20 protein-coding genes are annotated in these 18,937 nt (G+C 46.1%); 11 read left to right on the top strand and 9 right to left on the bottom strand.

The genetic code is table 11. The annotated features are described in order from the left end of the window. Positions 1–48: 48 nt before the first annotated feature. On the bottom strand, positions 49–912 hold the full coding sequence (locus U9J37_RS18175; protein WP_005469358.1) for an SDR family oxidoreductase: 864 nt from the start codon (positions 910–912) through the stop codon (positions 49–51). Positions 913–1,057: 145 nt separating this feature from the next. Here U9J37_RS18175 and U9J37_RS18170 point away from each other — a divergent pair, with 145 nt between their 5' ends. The 4 genes from U9J37_RS18170 (at position 1,058) to U9J37_RS18155 (ending at position 5,826) form a co-directional block, all read left to right on the top strand. After that, a complete protein-coding gene (locus U9J37_RS18170) occupies positions 1,058–1,603 on the top strand; it encodes a TetR/AcrR family transcriptional regulator (protein ID WP_005469218.1) in 546 nt (181 codons plus the stop codon). A 92-nt stretch (positions 1,604–1,695) separates the two neighbouring features. Further along, positions 1,696–2,598: a LysR family transcriptional regulator gene (locus U9J37_RS18165; protein WP_005469268.1), complete on the top strand. Its 903-nt coding sequence runs from the start codon at positions 1,696–1,698 to the stop codon at positions 2,596–2,598. Positions 2,599–2,676: 78 nt separating this feature from the next. Continuing rightward, the gene (locus U9J37_RS18160) at positions 2,677–3,672 is read left to right on the top strand and encodes a linear amide C-N hydrolase (RefSeq protein ID WP_005469177.1); all 996 of its coding nucleotides are present in this window, start codon (positions 2,677–2,679) and stop codon (positions 3,670–3,672) included. Between the two features lie 417 nt (positions 3,673–4,089). Beyond that, the gene (locus U9J37_RS18155) at positions 4,090–5,826 is read left to right on the top strand and encodes an ABC-F family ATP-binding cassette domain-containing protein (protein ID WP_005469108.1); all 1,737 of its coding nucleotides are present in this window, start codon (positions 4,090–4,092) and stop codon (positions 5,824–5,826) included. A gap of 77 nt (positions 5,827–5,903) precedes the next feature. On the opposite strand, the gene U9J37_RS18150 is transcribed toward U9J37_RS18155, so the two are convergent. After that, complete coding sequence (locus tag U9J37_RS18150; protein WP_005469338.1) at positions 5,904–6,131, bottom strand: helix-turn-helix domain-containing protein; 228 nt, start codon at positions 6,129–6,131, stop codon at positions 5,904–5,906. 10 nt (positions 6,132–6,141) lie between these two features. Continuing rightward, on the bottom strand, positions 6,142–6,669 hold the full coding sequence (locus U9J37_RS18145; protein WP_005469414.1) for a DUF2975 domain-containing protein: 528 nt from the start codon (positions 6,667–6,669) through the stop codon (positions 6,142–6,144). Between the two features lie 161 nt (positions 6,670–6,830). On the opposite strand from U9J37_RS18145, the gene U9J37_RS18140 reads away from it, so the two are divergent. From U9J37_RS18140 to U9J37_RS18125, 4 genes are all read left to right on the top strand, one after another. Continuing rightward, positions 6,831–7,175 carry a hypothetical protein gene (locus tag U9J37_RS18140; RefSeq protein ID WP_005469251.1) on the top strand — a complete coding sequence of 115 codons (345 nt, stop codon included), beginning with the start codon at positions 6,831–6,833 and terminating at the stop codon, positions 7,173–7,175. Between the two features lie 192 nt (positions 7,176–7,367). Continuing rightward, positions 7,368–8,324 carry a LysR family transcriptional regulator gene (locus U9J37_RS18135; protein ID WP_005469042.1) on the top strand — a complete coding sequence of 319 codons (957 nt, stop codon included), beginning with the start codon at positions 7,368–7,370 and terminating at the stop codon, positions 8,322–8,324. Between the two features lie 180 nt (positions 8,325–8,504). Next, positions 8,505–9,569: an alanine/ornithine racemase family PLP-dependent enzyme gene (locus U9J37_RS18130; RefSeq protein ID WP_005469294.1), complete on the top strand. Its 1,065-nt coding sequence runs from the start codon at positions 8,505–8,507 to the stop codon at positions 9,567–9,569. A gap of 46 nt (positions 9,570–9,615) precedes the next feature. Then, entirely contained in the window at positions 9,616–11,034 is a 1,419-nt protein-coding gene (locus U9J37_RS18125) for a YfcC family protein (RefSeq protein WP_005469217.1), read from the top strand. 102 nt (positions 11,035–11,136) lie between these two features. On the opposite strand, the gene U9J37_RS18120 is transcribed toward U9J37_RS18125, so the two are convergent. After that, positions 11,137–12,753 (bottom strand): NAD(P)/FAD-dependent oxidoreductase, encoded by a 1,617-nt coding sequence (locus U9J37_RS18120; protein ID WP_038135463.1) that lies wholly within the window; start codon positions 12,751–12,753, stop codon positions 11,137–11,139. Positions 12,754–12,933: 180 nt separating this feature from the next. Between U9J37_RS18120 and fdxA the strand changes: the two genes are divergently transcribed. Continuing rightward, the gene (fdxA, locus tag U9J37_RS18115) at positions 12,934–13,257 is read left to right on the top strand and encodes a ferredoxin FdxA (RefSeq protein ID WP_005469114.1); all 324 of its coding nucleotides are present in this window, start codon (positions 12,934–12,936) and stop codon (positions 13,255–13,257) included. Between the two features lie 128 nt (positions 13,258–13,385). Here fdxA and U9J37_RS18110 read toward each other — a convergent pair whose 3' ends face one another. From U9J37_RS18110 to U9J37_RS18095, 4 genes are all read right to left on the bottom strand, one after another. Further along, entirely contained in the window at positions 13,386–13,757 is a 372-nt protein-coding gene (locus U9J37_RS18110; RefSeq protein WP_043886416.1) for a RidA family protein, read from the bottom strand. Between the two features lie 40 nt (positions 13,758–13,797). Continuing rightward, complete coding sequence (locus U9J37_RS18105; RefSeq protein WP_043886415.1) at positions 13,798–14,214, bottom strand: GFA family protein; 417 nt, start codon at positions 14,212–14,214, stop codon at positions 13,798–13,800. Between the two features lie 135 nt (positions 14,215–14,349). After that, positions 14,350–14,760: a GNAT family N-acetyltransferase gene (locus tag U9J37_RS18100; protein ID WP_005469070.1), complete on the bottom strand. Its 411-nt coding sequence runs from the start codon at positions 14,758–14,760 to the stop codon at positions 14,350–14,352. A gap of 337 nt (positions 14,761–15,097) precedes the next feature. Further along, positions 15,098–15,832: an RNA methyltransferase gene (locus tag U9J37_RS18095; protein WP_005469032.1), complete on the bottom strand. Its 735-nt coding sequence runs from the start codon at positions 15,830–15,832 to the stop codon at positions 15,098–15,100. A 195-nt stretch (positions 15,833–16,027) separates the two neighbouring features. Here U9J37_RS18095 and U9J37_RS18090 point away from each other — a divergent pair, with 195 nt between their 5' ends. After that, the gene (locus U9J37_RS18090; protein ID WP_005469207.1) at positions 16,028–16,666 is read left to right on the top strand and encodes an HD domain-containing protein; all 639 of its coding nucleotides are present in this window, start codon (positions 16,028–16,030) and stop codon (positions 16,664–16,666) included. 13 nt (positions 16,667–16,679) lie between these two features. On the opposite strand, the gene U9J37_RS18085 is transcribed toward U9J37_RS18090, so the two are convergent. Then, a complete protein-coding gene (locus U9J37_RS18085) occupies positions 16,680–17,936 on the bottom strand; it encodes a peptidoglycan DD-metalloendopeptidase family protein (RefSeq protein WP_043886458.1) in 1,257 nt (418 codons plus the stop codon). 99 nt (positions 17,937–18,035) lie between these two features. On the opposite strand from U9J37_RS18085, the gene U9J37_RS18080 reads away from it, so the two are divergent. After that, positions 18,036–18,908: an aspartoacylase gene (locus U9J37_RS18080; RefSeq protein ID WP_005469140.1), complete on the top strand. Its 873-nt coding sequence runs from the start codon at positions 18,036–18,038 to the stop codon at positions 18,906–18,908. Positions 18,909–18,937: the final 29 nt, after the last annotated feature.

Here is an 18,937-nt window from a genome sequence, read left to right as displayed (position 1 = left end):
CGTTCTGCAGTGCCTTTGTAGTTTAAGCTAACGATTCCCCACCCAAACTTACTCACAGCTTGAAAGCGCACTAAAGTAATCATCAAGCGTGTGAACGCCATATGTAGGAGCGATGCTATCGCGCCCCAACATCGTCAAGAAAAACTCCGCAGGACCGCCAAATTTCTCCGGCAAGTGGCGCACTAACGACAACCCGACTCTGCGCAGAAAGTCCGGTAGGTGCGTAATTTTCTCCGCTTTACTTTGAGATTTGAACGCGAGCCGAGCAATATCATTGACAGACAAAACATCTGGGCCACCGACATCTAATTCTGTGTCATTGCGTTCAATCGCTTCAACACAAAATCTCGCCAAGTCTTTTCCGTGAATGGGATTAAGCAAGTTATCACCATCGCCAAAAGTAAAGACTCGACCTGATTTCGCCATGTTGTACACCTCGGTAATATCAGAGAAAAAGCCGTTCGGGCGAATCACACAAGGGGTTAATTTTGTTGACTGTAAAAGCCGATTCGCAAAGCGTTCTTTCGCCTCTAGCAAACGAACTTGAGGGTATCTCTGAGCATTAAACGCAGAGATGTAGATGAATTTGCCGACACCTGCTCGCTCTGCTTCTTCAAGCAAGTTCAAATTTGCTTGGTAGTCGACATCTAAATAGCCTAATCCGTCTTGTTGGCGAGTAATGCCCAAGCATGAGATGACAACATCGACACCGTCGCAAACACCTTTAAGCTCATCGGGGTGAGTCACTTGCGCCTCTATCACTTGTGACTCTTCCACACCTATTGCGAGTAACTTGGTTTTGTTTCTCGCAATGGCTTTAAAATCAATGTGCTCAGAGAGGAGTAGCTCAACAATATTCGAGCCTAAGTACCCCGTTGAGCCCACAATTAAAATTCGAAGGTGCGTTTTCATACTAAACTCTATTTCGACCAAGTGGTCTTTTTAAATTAGTACGCTTTGAGAGCTAGGTAAAGATCTTTTTTGTCCACTCGGTCTAAATAAAGGATCTTGTGTTATACTGCGAGGCATTGCGGTAACAAAAGCTGAGAAGAAAACCATGCCTAAGATCGTCGATCATGAAAGCAGACGTAGGGAAATTGCCTTAAAAGCAACCGAAGTGTTCCTTGAGTTCGGTTACAAAAATATTGGTATGAGACAGCTGTGCGAACAGTTAGGAATGAGCAAAAGTGCGGTTTATCACTATTACAAAAGTAAGGATGAACTGTTCAAAGCCGCAACAGAGGCCATCGTTAACTTTGATGCAGAAGTGCTAGCAGATAGACCAAACTCAAGTGAAGCGAATACAGAGCAACAAGTCGAAAACTTCGTATTGATCTTCCAGCAAATGGCTCCGCGTTTCCTCCAAGAAATGAAGCTTGTCTCTGATTACATTGATGTGATTGGGCAAGAAAACTTAGCTACCGATCCATGCATGTTACTTGCGAATCAAAAGTACATGACGATGCTAGAAAATTACGTTTCAGCGCAACACAAAGAATCGCTTTATACCCTTATGCTAGGACTACTGAACCATCAATTGATGTTGGGTAAAGCGCTAGAAGATTCGTATGTTATTGAGCAAGTTGAGCGAGTGTTGAGATAAGTAAACTCATCACAACTTGTTCTTCTCTATCTGGACTCTGTTTGCGTCTTACATTAGGTTTGAATAAGACACTTTTGTAGGACCAAACCATCATGCACATCAGTTATGAGCAAGTCACCGCCTTTGTCGCTGTTGCCGAGTGTGGCTCCTTTAGCGCAGCAGCAAAACAATTAAATAAGCATCGCACGACGCTTGGTCAGGTGATCACCAACCTCGAAATTGAAATCAACATGACCTTGTTTGACCGTTCGACACGCTATCCTCAATTGACGGAAGAAGGCTTAGCACTGTATCAACATGCTAAAAACCTCGCGGAAACGACCAAGTCTTTTGAGCGTCTTTGTCAGAGCACCGAACAAGGGAATGAGAGCCAAATTACTATCTGCCATAGTGAATTGGTACCGGGAAAACTGATTCAAGATGTGATGATTGGGGTTCGCAAAAAATTCCCGCTAGTCAAAGTGAACTGGCTTCACAAAAACAATCACGAAACGAAAGCGCTGTTCGAACAAGACGCCGCAGACCTTGCTGTCATGCTCGTTCCAACGGGTAATGCCACGACAGCATTCAGCTACACCTATCTGCTCAATCTTCCTTTTGTTGTTTGTGCCACCAGCGAATTTATTAAGCAACATCAGGTTGTTGACCTCACCTCTCTAAAGCGAGCAAGACAACTATTGATGGCAGATTTTCACCATACTGGCATCGCACAAACATTGACGATATCGAATCTCGCTCAACAAATTGAAAGTGTGAATGTGCTCAAAAACCTGTTAGTCGCAGGTGATGGATGGGCAATTGTCCCTACCCATTGCGTGGAGGATCTTTTAGCCACCCAGCAATTACAGACCATTGAGATAGACGAACTCCATGCCGTGCTTCAGTTTCCCATCAACCTTTGGCAACACAACCGCTTAGCAGGCCCTGTCACACGAGAAATGATTCGACTGTTTAAAGAACACAGTCACACTCACACCATTCGAAGTGAGGATTGAATACTCATAACGTGATTTAGGTATTTTTGTTTTCCACCGTACACTCCAAATCGTTCCTAAACATGAATCGGAGTTACTATGAAATTGAAAGCAATCACCCTAGCCCTTCTTGCTGGCACTCTTACTACTGGTGTAGCGCACGCTTGTACCTCAGTCGCATGGAATACCGACTTGGGCACTTTCACTTCTAGAACGATGGATTGGATGGAATCAACCTCACCTGTACTAGGTACGATTAACAAAGGCGACGTTCGTTCGCTTCAAGGTAATGGTCTGGGCAATACCTACACGGTGAAATACGACATGGTTGCGGTACTGGCTTATGGTGAACTGGTTGCCGATGGTGTAAACAGCGAGGGCATGCAAGTCAACGCTCTGTTCTATCCGGATATGACCATGAAAAAGGCGGAAACAGGTTCAGAAGTCACGCAATTTACCATCGCTGAATACCTACTGGCTAACTACGCAACGGTTGATGATGTGGTTAAAGCGCTGCCAACATTGGAATACGCGACTATCCCTATGGAAGGCATGCCCGTTGAAATCAAACTTCACTGGTCTGTCACGGATAAGAGCGGTGATCGCCTAGTGATTGAGGTGGATGAAGACGGTTTGCACACCTACCGCGGCGAAGAAGCGATGGTAATGACTAACGACCCTTCGATGAAAGAGCACATCGAAATGCGTAAGCAGGTTCAACCAACGTGGGAAAACGCGAGTCGTGATACTGACTATGGCTCCATTGGCAACGGTAGCTCACACAGTCGCTTTGTTCACGCGAGCTACTTTATGAGCAAACTCACTGAACCGACCAGCATCACCAACGGTATGATGAAGCTGTCGACAGTTCCTTACCGTGTGCCTGCGGATGCGCCATACAAAGACTTTAGCAACGGCAATGGTATGTCTAGTTACGCAACAGAGTGGACCATGACACAAAGCTTGGATACGGGTGACAGCGTGTTCGAATACAACTTTGAAGAAAACTGGAACACGGTGAAATTCAACGTTTATGAAATGATGGGCAAAGATTTCCGCCTACCCCTGACGAAATCGTTTATGGCGAAGTTCTAGTCGCTAACAATATACTGAGTGCCGTTTCGCAATCAAACAAAAGCACCGTAACGTCGGTGCTTTTTTATACATAATGAGCACTTATTCTCTGATTAATATGAACCGGCGGGCAAAATTTACTCTTTAAGCTGCATATTGGTGAATCTGCCGCTAGACTCTGCCCCATCGAATCACCAAAAGTGGCAACACTTACAACGAAATTAAGGAGGAATTTATGTCTTTGTGGTGTTCAATCAACCCACGTTTTTATGGCATGAAAGACCGCTCAAGAGTTTCAGATTTCGCGCTGCGATAATCTCGACTTGAGCGAATAATTACCTTTCGACGAAAACACGTCCCGAGTACTATCCCTCAAGCTCGAAGAATTATTGTCAGCTATGACAATGGCGTCTTACGCCCAAAATTCTTGAGAACATTATGAGTACTTTTTTAACTGCACAATCACTAACCCTTTCTCACACAGCAACACCCATCTTCAAAGATCTGACGTTTACCATTCATCGTGGCGACAAAATTGGTCTTATCGGTCATAACGGCTGTGGTAAAAGCTCCCTACTCAAACTGCTTAGCGGTCAATTTGAACCAAGCCAAGGAACGGTTGCCAAGGCCAGCTCATGTTTGATGCGTTATGTTGAGCAGCATTTACCTGAATCTTTAAACAGACATTCTGTCTTACAGGCGTTAGCAGACTCTTTATCCGATGATGAAATTTGGCGCGCCGAACTCTTATTAGATGAACTAGGCTTTTCGACCACAGAACGACAAATGCCAGTTGAGAATTGCAGCGGTGGTCAGCAAATGCGACTGCTGCTTGCTCGTGCGATTATCCATCAACCTGACTTACTGCTTCTGGATGAACCAAGCAACCACTTGGACTTGCCATCGCTCCTTTGGTTAGAGCAATTCCTATCAAACTGGAAAGGCTCATTCGTTTTGGTATCTCACGATCAAACCTTACTCGATCGCGTCACCAACACCACTTGGGTCATGCGAGATCGGTCTCTGCATCATTTCTCTTTGCCTTGTTCTCAAGCGAGACAAGCATTGAAAGAGAAAGATGAAACCGATCAACTTCGCCATGCCAGCGAGCAGAAAGAGATCGACCGAATCGAGAAAAGCGCCAAGCGTCTAGCCACTTGGGGCAAAGTCTATGACAACGAAGATCTTGCTCGAAAAGCCAAGACGATGTTTGCGCGCAAAGAACGTTTAGAGGAAGAACAAACCGAACTGACAGAAGGCACACCTTGGGCGCTGCAACTTCAAGGTGAGTCACTGCCAGCAAATCGACTGTTAGAGGTTTTGCCTTTCACGGTCACGCCACCCAACAGTGATTATCACTTGTTTGATATGGCAGAAATGCGCGTAAAAAGTGGCGACCGAATTGCCGTTCTCGGCAGTAATGGTTGCGGTAAATCGACTTTGTTGAATCTGCTTTATCGTCAGTACGATGTCATCCAAACAGACCTAAGCAACCAGCATGAGAGTGTAACTTTCCACGATCGTTGTCGATTAGGTTATTACGATCAATCCCTAAAGCAACTCGACGATGCTCACTCCATCACGGATGCGTTGCAGTCGTTTGCCGGCATCAGCAGTGAACAGGCAAAACGTTCGCTAATTGGTGCAGGGTTCGAGTACGCAAGACACGATCAGAACGTCGCAAGTCTAAGTGGTGGGGAACGCGCAAGGCTGCTGTTTGTTGGCTTAACCCTCGCTCGTTATCACATGTTGTTTTTAGATGAACCGACCAACCATTTGGATATGGAAGGCAAAGAGGAGTTGATTGAAACTCTGCAAAACTTCGAAGGTGCTGCCCTGTTGGTGAGTCACGACCGAAGCCTGATAGAGCAAAGCTGCAATCGATTCTGGTTTATTGAAAATGGTTTGCTGACCGAGTACCTGTCTGCGGAAGAGGTGTACCAACGCATAACCGAGACTTCTCCAAAATCTGCCATGTTGCATCATGCAAACGATGCTGTGGCAGTTGAAGCCGAAGCAAGCGCCGATGAGCAATCAGAAGAGCAAATGCTGGAAAGGCTGTTGGAGCTGGAAACCTTGCTGGAAGCGGATCTAGGGCGAAAGCCCAAGCATCAAAAACCAGCGATGCAAAAACAGTGGCAACACGAGATCTCGCAGATTATGGAGCAGCTTTAACACCAAATGGTATAGCCCAAAAAACACAAGGCCAGAGTCAGACTCTGGCCTTGTGTTGTCAATGGAATCATCACCAATTAGAGAGATTCTATCTCTTCAGTGCTTGGCACATACTCCAAAATATCCCCGGGTTGGCAATCGAGATGCTTGCAGATAGCTTCCAGCGTCGCCAGCTTTACCGCTTTCGCACGCCCGTTTTTCAGTATCGACAAGTTTTGCTCGGTAATGCCCACCCGTTTTGCTAACTCATTTGAGCGCATTTTCCGTTTGGCTAACATTACGTCAAGATTGATTACAATCGCCATATTTGTTCCGTTAAATCGTCAGCTCACTTTCTTCTTGAAGTTCTGCTGCTCTTTCCATTACCACCGCGATAACACGGACAATAAGACCGATTACCATCATTGTGATGTCCACGTCATCGACTTGTACCGAAAAGTACCAAGACTCGCCATTGTACGATAAAGCGAGGCTAAGCAGTAGGTCACTCAACGCACCAATAAAAGGAGTTGCGATCAATAAGTAACTCAGTTTCTTGTAACAGCAGGCATTTTTCTGCTCAAAAATCTGGCCTTGCTCGTAGAGCCTGAACAACACGATCAACTGCCACAGCATCGCCATTGTCAAAAATGCAGAGAACATACTCGGGATATACCCGACCAATGAGCGAGTGACCGACAAGGGTAACTCCACCTCAACAGGGAAGCTAGCGGTAAACCATTGCGCATTAAACATGGTGGCGCTAAACCATAAAGTGGTATCAAGTGCAGCGACGAAAAAGAAAGAAAACCAAAACAAAATAAGCAACTTACGACTAAAAGTACTAATGGATTGGTGCGACATACTAGGCCTCATAACAAATAATTCATGTGTATATTAGTGGCCAAATCATAAATAAACAATAAAAACTTATCGTTTTACGATAATTTTTTATTGATTTAATCGACACTAACATTTACCTTATAAATCAAATTTAGCTCAACCATTGATTATTTGAGGTCCCTATGTCACTAAAACACTCCGCCTTGAGCACCTTAATGATTTTGTTCTCTTGCTCTGCAATGGCAGATGATGCGTTGTTAAGAAGCATCGAGGCCAATAACTACCTGATCGACTCGATGAGCAAGCTCGACAGTCCATCTAGCCTACCCGGCCAACAAGGATTTGCTGGACACGACTGCTACGGTTCCACCAGCCGACCATTCAGTGGCAGTGGCATGTCAGCAGGCCATGGCAGCACAGATTGTTACGTGACAGAGTATGATTTGGGCGATAGCAATGTGAAGACTTACTACCACAGCGATCCTTACGGGAGCTACGGGGTTGGATTCTCTTGGAGCTTTGAATAACACAAGCGTCACCGCAAAACGACACCGCGCAAACTAAAGTAAGGCTCAGGTTGGTCTAAACGGAGACTAGCCTGAATAAAAATATCTTTTTATTCATAATGTTAAAGTCCAGTCAGTGCGGCATCTCTCAGATCATCGTTCGGTTTTCTTTTACCATCCCAGCAAAGAGTTCCTAGCAAGATCTGAGGCGATATGCGCAAAATAAATGACTTTGACTTAAAGCTGCTCCACCTATTTCTTACCATCGCCGACTCCGGCGGCTTTTCCGCAGCGCAATTCAAACTCAACATGCATCAGTCTACAATCAGTACAAGAATGAATGATTTGGAGACCCGCTTGGGGATGACGCTGTGCCAACGAGGACGTCGAGGATTTCGGCTCACGCCCGATGGTTTGAAGGTGTACCAACTTAGCAAGCAACTGTTCGACAATATTCATTGCTTTGAGAATCAGCTTGATGACATTCGCAAGATTTCTCATGGGCACGTTAAATTGGCGCTTACCGACAACCTTGCCACCAACCCAAAATGTCGCATTCAGCATGCGATTGGCAGTTTTTGTCACGATCACCCGAAAGTCACCCTCGACACTGATATTTGGGATTCCTACAAGATAGAAATGAAACTGCTTGAAGGAGAAATTGACTTGGGTGTCACTTCGTCGGAAGTGCAAAAAGATGGACTCAACTACCACCTGTTGTTCAACGAGAAACAGTGCCTATATTGTACGCCCGATCACCCTATCTTGAACCTAAAGCATGAAATCACGACCCAAGACTTGATTCGATTTCCCATCGTCGATCGCGGCTTGCCGCACAAGATTACGCCGTTCAGTGACACAAAAAACCTATCCCACCTAGCGAGTAGCACCAACATGGAAGCCACCGCGCATTTGATTCTCTCTGGTACTTTTGTCGGCTACTTACCCGATCACTATGCCGAAATATGGGAACTCCGGGGAAAAATGGTCAAGATCAACGCGCCATCGTTGGAGTATCTCGCATCGTTTCACCTGACAACGTTGGACTCACAGGAACGCTCTCTCGCGGCCACGGAGTTGATGAATAAAATTGCTGCTGTTCATTCATTAGAACACAACCCGCGTGCCGAAAGCCCTGTTTTGAACTCAACAAACATCGCCAAAAGCTAAGCCTCATCAGCCATTGTGTATCTTTGATGGCAAAGCACATCCATCGGCTTTGCCAACAAATATGCGCATAATATCTAACATCGAAAACTGGCAAAGTATCTATAAATAACCCGTTATTTATCTTACCCATCAAAAAGCGCCAAATGCATATAAATATCACTATTCGACATAGGTATTTATATGGAACATTACCCATGCATTAATATTCATTTGGATACGATCACCCACAATGCACACAATCTGGTTAGCGCGTGCGAACGCTTTGGCGTTAAACCCGCAGGCGTTACCAAACTCGCCTGTGCCTATCCGGAAGTGGGAGAAGCGATCCTCGCCGGAGGCATTGGCATTCTCGCCGACTCTAGAATTCAAAACCTGAAAAAACTTCGTCACCTTGATGGTGAAACCATGCTGCTGAGAATTCCAGCCATTAGCCAAGCAAGAGAAGTAGTGCAATACGCGGATATCTCTCTCAACTCAGAGCTAGAAACTCTTCAAGCACTGGCGATCGAAGCGGTCAAACAGCACAAGATCCATCAAGTCATTATCATGCATGACATGGGAGACCTTCGTGAAGGTTCGTTCTACCAAGAGGAAACTTTACAGCTGGCGAGAGAAGTTATGAAACTTGAAGGGCTTCAATTAGTTGGCCTTGGCACTAACCTCGCCTGCTATGGTGGTGTTGAACCTTCAATAGACAACCAAACCCAGTTGATTGCACTGGCGCAGCAGATCGAAACAGAACACAACATTAGGTTGAGTTATCTCTCAGGAGCAAGCTCTGCAGGGCTACCTTTAATGCTGCGCGGTGAACTCCCCAAAGGCATCAACCAGCTAAGACTTGGCGCTTCTGTGCTTATGGGCATCGGATTAAATGACGACCCTGTGCCCAACACTCGCCAAGACACCTTTGATTTAACGGCTGAGATTGTCGAAATCAAAGTGAAACCTTCCGTACCTGCCGAATCAACTGCACTAGATGCTTTTGGTCATAAGCCTACCTTCACAGATCGCGGTCTTCGCAAACGCGCGATTTGTGCCATCGGCAAGCAAGATATCGATATTAGCCAAATGACCCCAAAAGATAGGAACATCATTGTGATTGGCGGCAGTAGCGATCACCTTATTCTCGACATCAACGACAGCGATATGCCTTACCACGTGGGCAGCCTCATTGAGTTTGAGCTCTCATACGGCGGCGTATTGCAGTGCATGACTTCCGAATACATCACCAAGCGTTTTCTCTAGAACTTCATTGAGCAGTGCGAGTACAAACACTCGTTAAGGACCCACTATGTTCAAAATAAAGAAATTTCCCAACACCTTTACCATTCTTTTCCTGTTGATCGCCTTTTTCGCCACCCTCACTTACTTATTGCCTGCAGGAAAATATACCCGAGAGATGAATGAGAACTTAGGCAGAGAAGTCCCAGTTCCCGGTTCTTATCATGTGATTGAGTCTTCGCCACAAGGTTTCTTTGACACGCTAATGGCACCGATTTCTGGTTTCTATGACCCCGCATCTGGGCTGATTGGCGCAATCGATGTGAGCCTATTTGTGCTTATGGTGGGAGGCTTTCTTGGCATCGTCACGCAAACAGGCGCGATTGACACGGGTATCGCACGGATTATGGTGCGTTTAAAGGGCAGAGAGATTTATATGATTCCCATCTTGATGGTGCTGTTTGCATTGGGTGGAACCTCATATGGCATGGCAGAAGAATCCCTCGCGTTTTACGGTTTGTTGATTCCGATTTTTATGACTGCTCGCTTTGATCCTATGGTCGCCGTCGCCGTTATCTTCGTGGGTACAGGGGTCGGGACATTAGGTTCAACCATTAACCCGTTTGGCACTGTGATTGCCTCTAACGCAGCGAGCGTCGATTTCATTAGTGGCATCGAGCTCAGATTTGCCATTCTCGCCATTGCTTTAGTCGTTTCAATCGCTTACGTGATGCGGTATGCCAAGAAAGTTCAAAACAACCCAGAGCTTTCTTTGCTTGCCAACCTGCGCAAAGAGAACGAAAAACACTTTCTTGGTGACAAAGATCCAAGCGCGCAATTGCCAGAACTCACAGGTTCGCAGAAGGGGGTATTGGTTCTATTCATTCTCACCTTTGCCATCATGATTTATGGCGTCTCCGCGCTCGGTTGGTGGATGGCAGAAATGGCGACCCTGTTTATCTTTATGGGTATTCTGTGTGGCATTGTGGGCCGTTTAGGCGAAGAAAAGCTGATCAACGCTTTCGTTGCTGGGGCTGCCGATTTGATTGGCGTTGCGCTGATTGTTGGCGTGGCTCGCGGTATCGTTGTGGTCATGGAAGCGGGCAACATTACCGATACCATTCTTCACTATGCAGAAGGTTTAGTTGCAGGTAAAAGCTCGGTGCTCTTTATCAATACCGTTTACGTGATTGAAATGATGCTGTCGTTTATTGTCCCATCAACGTCTGGTCTTGCCGTCATGAGCATGCCAATCTTGGCGCCACTGAGTGATTTTGCCAACACAGGCCGAGAGCTTGTCGTGACTGCGTTTATGAGCGGTATTGGTACGATTCTGTTTATCACCCCGACCTATGGAGTCTTGATGGGCGGTTTGGCGATTGCTCGAATTCCTTACATTACTTGGCTCAAATTCATAGCGCCTCTGGTGGCTTTCTTTGTCGTCCTCAATAGCGTTGTGCTCTCGCTTGGCGTGTCAATGGCAGGCTAATCAAAGGGGCATCTGCCAATAATAGAAATTCTCAGATACACCGCTCTAATAAACAAAAGGCTGCTAAGTTTCCTTAGCAGCCTTTCTTCAACACTGTTCGCTTTATGCGCTTGCCGCGTCTTCGACCATAGCTTTAGATAGCGCTTCTGCCACCTTAATGCCATCGATACCCGCAGACAAAATCCCACCAGCGTAACCTGCACCTTCACCTGCAGGGTAGAAGCCTTTCAGGTTAACACTCTGAAAGTCTTTACCGCGCTTGATGCACACAGGAGAAGACGTACGAGTCTCAACCCCCGTTAGCAAAGCATCGGCACTCGCGAAGCCTTTGATCTTTTTATCGAACGCAGGAATCGCTTCACGAATCGCTTCGATTGCAAAATCCGGTAGCGCTTTCGAGATGTCCGTTAGGTGGATACCCGGCGTGAAAGACGGTTGCACATCACCTAACTCACTTGGATCGCGACCTTTCAGGAAGTCACCCACTTTCTGCGCTGGCGCATCGTACGTTTCGCCGCCTAGCACATAGGCACCTGACTCAAGTTTACGCTGCAACTCGATACCTGCGAGTGGATGCTCTGGGTAGTCACGCTCTGGGTCGATACCCACCACGATAGCCGCGTTGGCGTTACGCTCTGAGCGAGAGTATTGGCTCATGCCGTTTGTTACCACACGGTTTTCTTCAGACGTCGCCGCCACTACCGTACCACCTGGGCACATACAGAAGCTGTAAACCGTGCGACCATTCTTACAGTGGTGAACCAATTTGTAGTCTGCCGCGCCTAAGATTGGGTTACCCGCATTTGGTCCGAAACGCGCTTCATCGATCATCGCCTGTTTGTGTTCGATACGGAAGCCAACCGAGAAAGGTTTTGCTTCCATGTACACGCCGCGATCGTGGAGCATTTCAAACGTATCACGCGCACTGTGGCCAACCGCAAGTACCACGTAACGAGACTTGATCTCTTCGCCGTTAGACAGCGTTAAACCAGTGATTTGATCGCCATCCATATGGATATCATCGACGCGAGTGCTAAAGCGGATTTCACCACCCAGTTCGATGATTTTCGCGCGCATTTTCTCGATCATCGTAACCAGTTTGAACGTACCGATGTGCGGCTTACTTACGTAGAGAATTTCTTCTGGTGCGCCTGCTTCAACAAACTCAGTGATCACTTTGCGGCCGTAGAAATTTGGATCTTTGACTTGGCTGTAAAGCTTACCGTCAGAGAACGTACCTGCACCACCTTCACCAAACTGAACGTTTGATTCCGTGTTGAGTGTGCGCTTACGCCAGAAGCCGAAGGTATCTTTCGTACGCTCACGCACCTCTTTACCGCGCTCAACCACAATAGGTTTAAAGCCTGCTTGAGCAAGAATCAGCGCAGCAAACAAACCACACGGACCAAAGCCAATCACGACCGGACGCTCTGTGAGATTTTCAGGCGCTTTCGCGACGAACTTGTACTCCATATCTGGCGTTTCTTTCACGTGCGGGTCGCTCACGAACTGCTCTAACAATGCAGCTTCGTTTTCAACGATCACATCTAGCGTGTAGATAAGGAGAATATTGGCTTTCTTACGAGCATCGTAACCACGACGGAAAACATTGTAAGAGATGACTTGGTCTTCAGAGATACCAAGTTTCTTGGTGATGGCAGCAGTCAGCGCCTCTTCCTCATGATCAAGAGGAAGTTTGATTTCGTTTAAACGTATCATGTAGATGTCTCGTATAGATAGGTGTCTTAGCCAAAACCGCTTGAGAGGCGGTCAGCTCACAATGGCGCGCATTTTACGAGAAATTGATTTGTCTGTCATACTAAATCAAACATATTGAATTTTGGCAGGGGATGAGTATTATCCCATTCCTTAATTTTGACTAAAGATAAGAGACCCATCATGGCGTTTGTCGTAACCGATAACTGTATCCAATGTAAATACACTGACTGTGTCGCTGTATGTCCGGCAGATGCATTCCATGAAGGGCCAAACTTTATGGTCATCAATCCAATCGAGTGTATTGATTGCGGTCTTTGTGTTGACGAGTGTGACGCGCACGCGATCTTCCAAGAAGATGAAGTGCCAGAGGACCAAAAAATCTACGTAGAACTCAATGCAGAGTTAGCGGAGCTTTGGCCAGTACAAACCGAAGTCAAACCAGCAATGGATGAAGCAGAAAAATGGAATGGCGTGCCTGATAAGTTAGGCATGCTTGAGAAGTAACGAGCACCATTCTGCACATAACGAGATACACAAAGAGGGCTGACAGTGATTGTCAGCCCTCTTTTCGTTTTAGTGGTTATACGCAAAGTGATACTTGCTATGATGCGTGTCGTCGCACCTCACTCCGCTTACAGTCCTATGATAGCCTCGATTTCTATCTGCAAATCCGGATGAATAAGTTTTGAAACCTCTACCAGAGAACATGCGGGCAAGTGACCGTCATAGAAATCAAATAGAAGCTCTCGGATGCTACCTAACATAGACATGTCGCGAACAAAAATAGTGAGTTTGATTAAATCACTTTTTGAGCGTTTTTCTACCTTAAGGATTTCTGAGAGTTGTCCGAGAATCTCTTGAGTCTGCTCTATTAAACCAGACACTTGAGCACCTGTTCCATAAGCGGTGAGCCCAGAGACGTAAAGTGTTTTGTTGTGCTTTGCTGCATGAACATACGGCCCTGCGATTTGAGGTAACCCGTCGTAAGTCATCCTTTCTACCACTTAACTTCTCCTTATACGCAACGCTTTGTTATATGTTTGGTTAAACCTTGTCCGCAAAGTAAGCCATGATTTCTGCTGTCGTCATTTCCTTAGTTTCGTTGGAAAAGCAGTAGTAACTTGGACGCATGTCGCTAAAGTACTGCATGTCCATTTTCAAACCTTCCAAGTTTGGAAATAAGCCTACAGGCATATTGTATTCACCAGTTTCTTTGAACTTGTAAAACAAATGAGTACCACACTCTGCGCAAAAACCACGAGAAGCCCAAGAGGATGACTTGTACATTTTAACTTTGTTTTCGCCCTCGATTTTCACTTGTGTCCCACATTTAACTGCGAAAAATGGAGCCCCACCCCAAGTCCGACATGACTGACAATGACAAACTGTAAAGTTAGGGTTGATGTTTTCTGCTGTGATTTTTACAGAACCACATAGACAGCTAGTCTCAGCGTAAGACATAAAATTACTCCTGAATTGATGAAAACATGTAACGCAGCATTAAGGTGCGAGCAAAGCTATCGCTTGCCGTATAAACATGAAACCCAACGATAGACTGAAAGAGCCACGCGTTGCGAATCATTCTTAAGCAGTGTGTTATGCGTGTGGCTTAAATTTCTTCGTCATTCCTTGGCTGGATGGAGAAACAAGCTTGTACCCTAGTTTTTCGTAAAACACTGGCTCATCTGCGATCATTGAAACATAAGAGCCTTCAAGCGCTGCCGACGATAAATAGTTATCTATATGCTCCATAACCTTCCGACCTAACCCTTGGCCTTGATACTCCGGAGCGACTGCAACATCCACAACTTCAAAGTTACATCCACCGTCTCCAACTACTCGCCCCATCGCAACTAGCGTGTCACCATCTCGAACCGAGATAGCGTACAAGCTATTTGGCAAAGCAATAGTGGCAGCCTTTAACGATTTTGGAGACAGACCTGCCTTCACTCGCATTTCGCAGAACTCTGATGGGCTAGGAACTTTCTCTTCGTATTTTATTGCCATTATGTACATCTCCCTTTATTGCATTCGAAGCATACACATGATAACTGTATAAATAAACAGTAAAAGTGTATTTTTGAGTAGGCCGCGTAACTATTATTAGCTTCACTGAACCGGTCTAATCTCTTGCTGACCAGGTCGTGATGCAGCACGGCGCTATCTAACAATTTATGTGCAAATCATATCACATGGAAAAAGTAGCTTGAGTGGCATTCTGTATAACGTTCTCACTCGGTAAGAAATCGTTATTAAGGCAAGCTAAGACGTATTTGAGTTTCGTAGGCACAAAAAAAGCGCAGTGACTGGTCATCACTGCGCTTTTTTAACATCTTGATTTGGCTTAACTGTGCTGGCGACGCAAGTTATCCAAAATAATGCCTGTAGCCATCGCGACATTCAGCGACTCTGCACCGCCAAAGGCTGGAATCGTGATCTTATCGGTCACAAACTTTGCCGCTTGTTCGCGAATACCGTGAGACTCACTGCCCATCAACAAAATGCCTTCGGCAGCAAACTCGGTTTTATGCACGCTTTCACCTTCTAGGAATGCACCATAAACCGGCAGATTAGATTGTTCTAAATAGCTTGGTAAATCTAGCTGGCTTACTGTCACACGGCCAAAGCTACCCATTGTCGCACTGATGGTTTTTGGGTTGTATGGGTCAGCACAATCGGTGCTCGCTACAATGTGTTTAATACCATACCAATCAGCAACTCGAATGATGGTACCTAGATTACCTGGATCAGACACGCCATCTAAGGCAATCATTAAGCCCTGTGCTTTTGGTGTTTCGACACTTGGAATTTCAACCACCGCAATCGCGGCATTGTTGCTAACCAGTGTGCTCGCTTTAGTTAAATCATCAAGCGACGCTTCTATGCACTCAAAGCCGCTCAGTTCGCTTTGGTTCTGTGCGAGAAACTCTTGCGTAGCAAAAATCTGCTTAACGGTTAGCGAGCTATTAGCCAACTCAAGTACGTTCTTTTCACCTTGCACCAAAAACAGACCATGCGCTTTGCGCTGTTTCTTTTGGCCAAGAGCTCGAAGTAATTTAAGTTGGTTTTTTGAAATCATAATTTGTCCAAGGTAATAGGGGTAACCCAAATAAAAGCGCGGCAATTATAGAGTAAAGCCTTGGTGAGCTAAAGAGGCGAACTTCGATTACTGACCACTTGCCCATCCTCTTCGCCGCCACTTTAGGACCTTGTATACAGCTTGCGACAAGTTGTCGTGATACCATCTCTGCATAATCGTTTATGGAACAATAAGATGGCGACAATCGAACACTTCGAACCTCAGCTTTTGGCATTTATTCGCCAAGAGATGGTCCAAGACCCTGCACATGACCTTAGCCATGTCGCTAGAGTCGTCAAAACCGCACGCGCATTGTGCGCGCAGGAAGGTGCAAAAATTGATATTGTCCTTCCTGCCGCCTATTTGCATGACTGTTTTACCTTCCCTAAGAATCACCCCGATCGCGCTAAAAGCTCTCTTATGGCAGCGGACAAAGCAACGGAATTTTTGAAGAGCATTGGCTACCCTGAACAATGTCTAGCGGAGATTCACCACGCCATTTGCGCCCACAGTTATAGCGCTAATATTCCGCCAACCACGTTAGAAGCCCAGATCGTTCAAGATGCGGACCGATTAGATGCGTTGGGCGCGGTCGGAATTGCCCGATGTTTGCAAGTGAGTGCTAGCTTTGGCTCTAGCCTTTATCACGTTGATGATCCATTTTGTCACCAGCGCGAGTTGGATGACAAACGCTACACGGTGGACCACTTCTATAACAAGCTGTTTAAACTTGAACCCATGATGAACACACCGGCGGCAAAACAAGAGGCGAAAAGACGCACTGATTATATGAAAGGCTTTCTCGCTCAACTTCAGGGCGAAATTGAGCGATAAAACCAGCCGATCATCACCCTTGTAATGGCTGGCTAACTTCAGAAAGTTGATTCCCTACTTTTTGATCAAAAAAGTGAATACGGGCGATAAATTCGGGTTTATCGTCCGGTGATATGGATGTCGCCAAAGGTAGATCCGCTTTCATCGGATCCACGGCTCGGTTTCGCACCAATACCTCGAAGTGCAAGTGTGGTCCAGTTAACCGCCCCGTCGCGCCAGACAAGGCGATTTTTTGCCCGCGCTTGACCCTTTGACCTTTCTTAACCAAGAACTTGCTTAAATGTAGGTAACGCGTGGTGTACACACTGTTGTGCTTAATGACTAAATACTTCCCCGCGTAAGGGTGATTTCGCACCCCGACAACCTTACCATCACCCGTCGCATAGATGGGGGCACCGACTGGGGTGGCGAAATCGGTCCCATTATGTGGCGTCACTCGACCTGTCACTGGGTGCTTGCGCCTTGGGTTAAATGCTGAGGTAATGCGGCGATATTGAGAATCGACCGGAAAGCGATTAAACGCTCGTTCCAAGCTGTTCCCATCTCGATCATAAAAGCGTCCATCTTTAGCAAGAAATGCAGAGACCTCTTTGCCCGACAGGTTAAACGAAATCGCTTGGATTTCACTTTTCCCAGTTGGATGCTCACCAAGAAATTGACGATTCACAAGCACATCGAAGCGATCACCAGCTCTCAACGATCGAGCAAAATTTACCTTATCTCGTAACACGCGTGTGATGTTGGCGATTTGACTGGCCGATAACCCCATCCTATGCGCCGATAAAGAGAAACTGCCATCAATGGTTCCACTATAAAGGACCTCACGCCACTCGCTAGGTTCCTCCTCGAGTTGATATTGAAACGTTTCTGGGTTCGCTTTATCCCTAGAGTAAGTAGCATGCTCAACCATACTCACATGATAAGTCAAAGAGTCTAGCTGTCGCTGCTCTCCCTTAAACACGAATTCCAAGTGATCTCCCGGTTGAATGGTATCAAGTTGCAAATGGGCGGAATCGGCTGATAGCACTTCTAGCAACGTGGTGTAAGGAATATCCCAAGCAGAGAAAATATCACTGAGTGTATCTCCGACTTTAACAAAATAGTGCGCACGAACTTCTCCACTAGTGGCTATTGGTACCGTTACTGGGGCTTGCGTTATTTGTATTTCTGTCGGTGGTGATAGAGGCTCGGGGTCTTCTGTAGGAATCAAAAACGCAACGGAGAGCGCAGCAATCGCGACAGCAGAGGCGAGAATTTTAAAGTGTTTCATTTCTGGTGGCCAAGTATGTAACATTTGTTATGTTATAACATATCTTAAAAGACAGATCAGCTTACGCGTTAGGTAAGTGAACCAAAGGAACAGCAAGGCATGGCACAATTGAATCAAGTTTTACTCGTAGCTGGAACACACGGCAACGAGCTCTCAGGGATATATCTACAGAAGTTCATCAATGAACGCTTGTTCGATGCAAATCGAACCACCTTTTCGTCATCAAGCGTCATCGCTAACCCTGAAGCGGTAAAACGGAATGTTCGCTATGTCGATACCGACCTCAATCGATGCTTTTCTGACCGTGCTCAGACCATGCCACTTGATTTACATGAACACGGTGTCGCTCGACAATGGATAGAAAACCTAGATACAACCGCCAACCAACTGGTCATCGATCTTCACAATACCACCAGCAATATGGGAGCAACGCTCATTTTGCTCTCACAAGACCCGTTTTACACACACATGGGGGCTTACGTTAAGCAGCGAATGCCGGAGGCAAACATACTGTTTGAGGATAGGAAAACTTGGCAGGAGCAACCCTACCTTTGCACGGCAGGTAAGTATGGAATCATGATTGAGGTAGGAGCCCAAGCTCATGGCGCTTTAAAATCTGATGTACTGGAAAACATGAAAAAGATGCTGAGTTTTGTATTGGATTACCTTGAAAAATACAATCTAGGGCAGCTAGATAGCCTCAGCAATTACGACGCCTATTTCTACACCGAAGAGGTGACAATACCGCTTGGGCAAGACGGGCTGAGAAGTGCTCTGGTCCACCCAACCATTTGTGGCAGAGACTTCAACGTTGTCAAACCGGGCGAACCATTACTGACGACACTCTCTGGTTATGACATCTGTTGGGAAAAAGACCATGATATCTACCCTCACTTCATCAATGAAAGTGCTTACGCTTCGTCTCATGTTGCGATGGCATTAGCAGAGAAAAAAACCATCGTCGTCAAATAGTGCCTATGTGCAGATAGCCCGAGCAACGA

The organism is Vibrio sp. 16, from assembly GCF_963681195.1.
GTDB classification, from domain to species: Bacteria; Pseudomonadota; Gammaproteobacteria; order Enterobacterales; family Vibrionaceae; genus Vibrio; species Vibrio sinaloensis_D.
The sequence above is the reverse complement of the archived record's forward strand: the minus strand, read 5'-3'. Positions and strand labels throughout refer to the sequence as shown.